Raw genomic sequence first — 4,721 nt, forward strand, 5'->3', positions numbered from 1 at the left:
CAACAGCACCGGTTTATCCGTGTCAGGTAGTCGTCAATAAAAGGAGTATGTTTTGATCTACCTTGTGGGAACCACTGTGTTTGTCTCGGTGATCCTGATTCTTGTGGGACTGCTGCTCTTTGTCGAGGGAAAGGTGGTCCAGAAGGGCAACAACCGCGTCATCATCAACGACGACGAGGAAAAGGGAATTAATGCGCCATCGGGCAGGACACTGTTGTCCGCCCTGTCGACCAACGGTATCTTTATCCCATCCGGCTGCGGCGGTGGCGGGGCGTGTGGCATGTGCAAATGCAAGGTGGAGGAAGGCTCCCGTGGTCCGCTTCCCACCGAACTGGCCCATCTGTCACGCCAGGAGAGAAAAGGCGACATTCGCCTGGCCTGTCAGTTGAAAGTCAAAGAGGATTTGAAAATCCGCATCCCCGATGAAATCTTATCTGTTAAAAAATATACGGCCACGGTGGTTTCCAACGAAAACGTGGCCACCTTCATCAAGGATCTGATTTTGGAACTGGAGGGTGATGAACACCTGAAATTCACGGCCGGCGCCTACATACAGATCGATATTCCGGAATACGAGATCCCGTTCGAGCATTTCCGGATTCGGGTGGCCGAGCGGTTCCGGCCCGACTGGGATCGATTCAACCTGTGGGGACTGCGGGGAAAGAATCTGGCACCGGTCTTCCGGGCCTATTCACTGGCCAATCCGCCCAAAGAAGCTACCCGGCTGCGTTTCACCATCCGCATCGCCACGCCACCGCCGGGGGCCAAGAACCTGCCGCCGGGGACCGGCTCCACATTCATCTTCAGCCTCGAGCCCGGGGACAAGGTGACCCTGAGCGGACCGTTTGGCGAGTTTGCCGTCAAGGAGACCGACAGGGAGATGTGCTTTGTGGGCGGCGGCGCCGGCATGGCGCCCCTGCGCAGCCAGATCCTGGACCAGCTGCTGGGTATGAAAACCGACCGCAGGCTCTCATTTTGGTATGGCGCCCGCTCCAAACTGGAATTGTTCTTCGATGAGGAGTTCAAGGGGCTGGCCGAAAAATTTCCCAATTTTTCCTATCACGTGGCCCTGTCGAGCCCCATGCCCGAAGACAAGTGGGATGGGCTGACCGGCTTTATTCACCAGCGCCTGCAAGACACCTATCTGGCCACACACAAGGATCCCACAGAAATCGAGTACTACATGTGCGGGCCGCCCATGATGGTCCATGCCGTGGAGGAGATGCTCGACAGCCTTGGGGTAGATCCGGAGATGATTGCCTATGACAAGTTCTCCTGATTAGTGTTGATCCATAAATGGCCAATTTGCCTGATATCTGCGTTATACTCAAAATTTTATCCTCGAAATATCAACTATATGTCTGCGGTAAAATTTTTCGCATGCCCTGATCTCAACCAAATCTGCCTATTTCTGGATGGACACTGATTATAAAAACATCTTTTCAGGCGGACGTCGTTCGGGCACGTATTCCTGATCGATCTTTCCTTCATTCCATTCTTTGGAAACGTAGAGGTTGCAGTAGCATGATCCAAATTCGGCCACGTCGGGCTCACGGTAGTCGCAGGGGCAGATGATGTCCCGGTCATTGTCCCGGTCACCGGAGGCCAGCCTGCAGGGGCAGACCATGTAGCCATAGCGAGCCTTGTTCACGAGCAGGGCTTCCACCAACTCCAGGACCCGCTCGTGGTCATTGCTGAAGTAATAGCCTTTGGGCTCGTGGACTTTTTTCAGTTTTTCGTAAAGTTCACTGGCATCCATCACAGTCCCAGCGCCTCCTTGATTTTATCTAACTTGTAGCCGACGATGACATTGTCACCGATGATAACCGTGGGAAATGAACATCTGGGGTTGAATTTCTTCACATCGGCAAGAATGGCCTTGCGTTCATCCCCATCCAACAGATCGACATCGACGAATTCGTATTTAACGGTGCATTCGTCCAAAAAACGTTTGGTGGATTTGCAGTGGCTGCATGTACTCAGCGAGAACACCTTCACAGGTTTGTCAGACATGATCCTATCCTTTCCATGAAAAAAAGGGCGTGGGCATGCATGCTTCCCCGGCCCTATCAGCGTGGGGCTCGTCCGAAACAATGGGCACCAACTTAAACTACTGAGTTTCAGACGATCCCTAAAAGCGTTGGTGAGCGTCCTTACATTAAAGGTCCACCGGTATTCGGTCAAGGAAAATCAGTGACACTGGACCACAATCTCGTCATCGGTTTTGCGCCACCTGGGTGCCGCCAGGGATCGATGTCGTTCAAAATACCAATGAAAAGCGAAACAATTCTTGACAGGGCTGCAATAATTATTTATTTGTATTAGTAATCATTCCTGGTAAGGGTTTGACATATGCCAAATACGCTTCCATCGCTGTCCACGACAACTTGATTTCAAATTGTAACTGCCTTTCCGGATTATACATGCCATCAAGGCCGCTTATATTAACTGTAATCACATAACTCACTCGCAATCTTTCCACGAAGGAGGGAACATGGTCGACAAGAAAGTTGGTAAAAAAGAAAATGAATACGAAATCAAGGACGTCACCACCTGTGAGGCCACTCGGCAGATGCTGATAAAGGCCCGTCTTGACGGTGTCGAGACCCATTTTGACCGCGCGGTCAACATGAAGGCCTGTCCCATCGGTGCCGATTCTGCCTGCTGCAAAAATTGTTTCATGGGACCCTGCCGGATGAACACCAAGGATCCTTATGGCAAGGTGGGCGTCTGCGGGGCCACCATCGATACCATCCAGGCGCGAAATTTCGGCCGCATGGTCGCCACCGGGTCCGCTTGCCACAACGACCACGGCATGGCCATGCTGGACATTTTCCGCGATGTGGTCCAGGGAAAGATTAAGGACTACCGCATCAAGGATGTCGGCAAACTGGAATCGATCTCCAAGGAGATCGGCATCGAGACCGAGGGGCGCAGTGTCGAGGACATTGCCATGGACCTGTATCATGAGTTGGAAAAAACCTACACCCAGGTGGAGGGCGAGATCCCCTTTGCCAAGCGCGTCCCGCCCAAAACCCTGGAAATGTGGCGCAAACACGGCATCGTTCCCCGGGGCGCCATGCGTGAGATCATGGAGATGATGAGCCGCACCCACATCGGTATGGATCAGGATCCCGACAACCTTATCAAACAGATCAGCCGCACTGCACTGGCTGACGGTTGGGGTGGATCCATGGTCGCCACCGAGATCAGCGACATCCTCTTCGGCACCCCGTCACCGGTCAGCGTTGAAGTCAACATGGGTGTTTTGAAGGAAGACCAGGTCAACATCATCGTGCATGGCCATGAACCCAACCTGTTCGAATCCATGCTGGCCTCGGTCAACGCACCCTCGTTGGTCGAGTCGGCCAAGGAAGCTGGTGCCAGGGGTATCAACCTGGTGGGTATGTGCTGCTCCGGTGCGGAGGTGATGTCGCGCCACGGTATCCCCCATGCCGGCAACTTTTCATCCACCGAGCCGGTTATCGTGACCGGTGCCGTGGATGCCATGGCCGTCGATGTCCAATGCATTCAGCAGGGCCTGGTCAAGGTGGCCGAGTGTTACGAGACCGCGCTGTTTACCACCAACCCGCGCTGCCACCTGGAGGGTGCCACCCACATCGAACTGGATGAACACAATCCGATGGCGTGTACCGATGAGATCGTCGTTAAAGCGATCAGCCGATTCAAAAACCGCAAATTTCCCGTTGAGATTCCTAAGCAAGTGGGTACAGGTGTACACGGCTTCTCCCATGAATACATCAACTACATGTTGGGCGGCTCTTTCCGTGCCTCTTATACCCCGCTCAACGAGAACATCATCAACGGCCGCATCCGCGGCGTTGCCGGTGTGGTGGGCTGCACCAACCCCCGAGTGAAACAGGATTATGTGCATGTAGAACTGGTCAAAGAGCTGATTAAAAACGATGTGCTGGTGGTTCAGACAGGCTGTTCGCAGATCGCGCTGGCCAAAGCCGGTCTAACCTCGCCCGAAGCCGCGGTCCTTGCCGGTGATGGTTTGCGCGAGGTATGCGAAACTGTCGGCATGCCGCCCGTACTGGGTCTGGGGTCCTGCGTGGACAACACCCGCATCCTCATCGCCTGTTCCGAAATGGTAAAAACCGGCGGCCTGGGCGACAGCATCGCCGATCTGCCGGTGGCGGGCGCCGCCCCCGAATACATGAGCGAAAAGGCCATCGCCATCGGCCAGTATTTCGTGGCCTCCGGTGTGTATACCGTGTTCGGCGTCACTTTCCCGGTCACCAAGGGCACCAAGTTCGAAAAACTGCTCTTCGAGGGACTGGAGGAGATGGGCATGGGCAAATGGGGCTTTAACCCCGATCCCCACGAGATGGCAAAAATGATGATCGCCCACATCGACAAGAAGCGAAAGGCCCTGGGTATCGACAAAGCCCGGGATCGCGTGCTCATGGATATGTCCGACCGGCGGGATATCGAAGCCGCTTAACGGTCAATTTCATTTTTAACAATCAAAAGGGGCTCGATATCGAGCCCCTTTTTTTATCAGATGTCTTTTCAGAGATGCGGCGGGGATTATTCGTCAGTCAGTACTTGATGGACTCGTAAAAAGTCGAAATTTCGGTTTTGTTGTCGTCCCCGCGAAGGCGGGGATCCAGTATTAACAGGTAGTTATAGATTCCCGCCTTCGCGGGAATGACATGATCGGTGACTTTTTACGAATCCGTCAATACCTGGGGATG

Annotated in this window: 4 protein-coding genes; 2 read left to right on the plus strand and 2 right to left on the minus strand. The window is 53.8% G+C overall.

Translation table 11 applies throughout. The annotated features are described in order from the left end of the window. Nucleotides 1-52 precede the first annotated feature (52 nt). The gene (gene nqrF, locus QNK41_RS22675) at nucleotides 53-1,279 is read left to right on the plus strand and encodes an NADH:ubiquinone reductase (Na(+)-transporting) subunit F (protein WP_319262068.1); all 1,227 of its coding nucleotides are present in this window, start codon (nucleotides 53-55) and stop codon (nucleotides 1,277-1,279) included. 147 nt (nucleotides 1,280-1,426) lie between these two features. Here nqrF and QNK41_RS22680 read toward each other — a convergent pair whose 3' ends face one another. After that, nucleotides 1,427-1,759 (minus strand): ferredoxin-thioredoxin reductase catalytic domain-containing protein, encoded by a 333-nt coding sequence (locus tag QNK41_RS22680; protein ID WP_319262070.1) that lies wholly within the window; start codon nucleotides 1,757-1,759, stop codon nucleotides 1,427-1,429. After that, nucleotides 1,759-2,013: a glutaredoxin family protein gene (locus QNK41_RS22685; RefSeq protein ID WP_319262073.1), complete on the minus strand. Its 255-nt coding sequence runs from the start codon at nucleotides 2,011-2,013 to the stop codon at nucleotides 1,759-1,761. The genes QNK41_RS22680 and QNK41_RS22685 overlap by 1 nt, the downstream gene beginning before the upstream one ends. A 481-nt stretch (nucleotides 2,014-2,494) precedes the next feature. On the opposite strand from QNK41_RS22685, the gene cooS reads away from it, so the two are divergent. Next, nucleotides 2,495-4,468, plus strand: coding sequence for an anaerobic carbon-monoxide dehydrogenase catalytic subunit (cooS, locus tag QNK41_RS22690; RefSeq protein ID WP_319262075.1), 1,974 nt, complete (start codon nucleotides 2,495-2,497; stop codon nucleotides 4,466-4,468). Nucleotides 4,469-4,721 lie beyond the last annotated feature (253 nt).

The organism is Desulfosarcina sp. (assembly GCF_033791525.1).
Taxonomy (GTDB): domain Bacteria; phylum Desulfobacterota; class Desulfobacteria; order Desulfobacterales; family Desulfosarcinaceae; genus Desulfosarcina.

Excerpts from the sequence above, each read along its gene's own strand:
- QNK41_RS22680 (WP_319262070.1), bottom strand. The coding sequence starts at position 1,759 with ATGGATGCCAGTGAACTTTACGAAAAACTGAAAAAAGTCCACGAGCCC.
- QNK41_RS22685 (WP_319262073.1), bottom strand. The coding sequence starts at position 2,013 with ATGTCTGACAAACCTGTGAAGGTGTTCTCGCTGAGTACATGCAGCCAC.
- cooS (WP_319262075.1), top strand. The coding sequence starts at position 2,495 with ATGGTCGACAAGAAAGTTGGTAAAAAAGAAAATGAATACGAAATCAAG.